Below are 1,162 nucleotides of genomic sequence, written 5' to 3'. Positions count from 1 at the left end.
CGGATGAGCGACTATCTGAGGTGTCAAGTTGCATTTGCGAACTCGCTTCGCGCATCGCGTGCTTTTGCATTGAGAATGACGAGCAGCTTTCTGGCGAGAGCGATGCGGATGACCATCTTTTCCTTTCCCGCGGCCTGCAACCTTTGCTGGAAAGCGGCCAGGTGCGGATCATATTTGGCAACGATGCTGGCAACGAGGAAGAGGACGCCTCGCGGTCCCGCACGACCACCGCGCACCGGTCTTCGGCCGCTGCGCTTGCCGCTGTCATTGGCGATCGGAGCCAGGCCGGCCAGCTTGGCAATGGCTCTATTGGAGACGATGCCGATTTCGGGCAACTGCGCCATCAGCCGCGCCACGGTACGGGAGGCGACCCCCTTGAGCGAGCGAAAGGCCCGGTCAAGGCATGCCCACAGCGGATCGTCATCGATGAGCGAGGCGATCTCACCCTCGAGCCGGCGGCTCTGGCGTACCAGCAGCGCGATCACCTCATCGAGACTGGCGATGGTCTCGTTATCGGCGGCAGCGCTCTTGCGTTGCTTTTGGATGGTGAGATCACCTCCCACCTGGGAAAGCCGCCCAACCAATGCCTTGAGCCGCTGCTGAGCCGCGCAGGGTGGCGGCATTGGCTTGAGCTGCTTGACCTGGCCATAGCGGGCGATCATGGCGGCATCGATCCTGTCGGTCTTCTCCAGGAAGCCCATTGCTTCGGCGAAGTAGCGCACACTGCGGGCATTGGCCATGCCGCAGCATACCCCCAATTCCCACAACAGCAGGAAGGCCAGTCGTTCGTAGCCGCCACTGGCCTCCATGACGACAAGTTCGACGTCGTGGCCCTGGCACCAGCCGGCCAGGTCGGCGATGCCTGCCGCATCGTTGGCAAAACGGCTAGCCGCCCCGCTCGGCTCGACATGGGCATCGAGCCATCCTTTCGAAACATCCACTCCACATATGATCGTGTTCACGGTAACCTGCCTTGTGCGTGCGATTGGAGCCAAGCGACTATTCGGTCGTACGTGACGAAGGCGAAGATCCCAGGCTCATCCACGGTTGTAACCGGAGGGGTGTCGGGCGACTTCGCCAAGCCTCGAATCGGATGGCCATCCGGTTCGAGGCTCAGTCGCTCTTCTCGCACAAAGTTTCCTCCGTGCAGATACAAGGGGTG

General features: G+C 61.6%; 1 protein-coding gene. It reads right to left on the bottom strand.

What is annotated here, in order from left to right; genetic code table 11:
• Nucleotides 1-23: 23 nt before the first annotated feature.
• Nucleotides 24-962, bottom strand: coding sequence for an IS110 family RNA-guided transposase (locus O7A60_RS31665; protein WP_337109573.1), 939 nt, complete (start codon nt 960-962; stop codon nt 24-26).
• Nucleotides 963-1,162 lie beyond the last annotated feature (200 nt).

This window comes from Mesorhizobium salmacidum (SeqCode), assembly GCF_037179605.1.
GTDB lineage: Bacteria > Pseudomonadota > Alphaproteobacteria > Rhizobiales > Rhizobiaceae > Mesorhizobium > Mesorhizobium salmacidum.
Note: the sequence above shows the minus strand (reverse complement) of the source record. Positions and strands in the feature narration are given on the sequence as shown.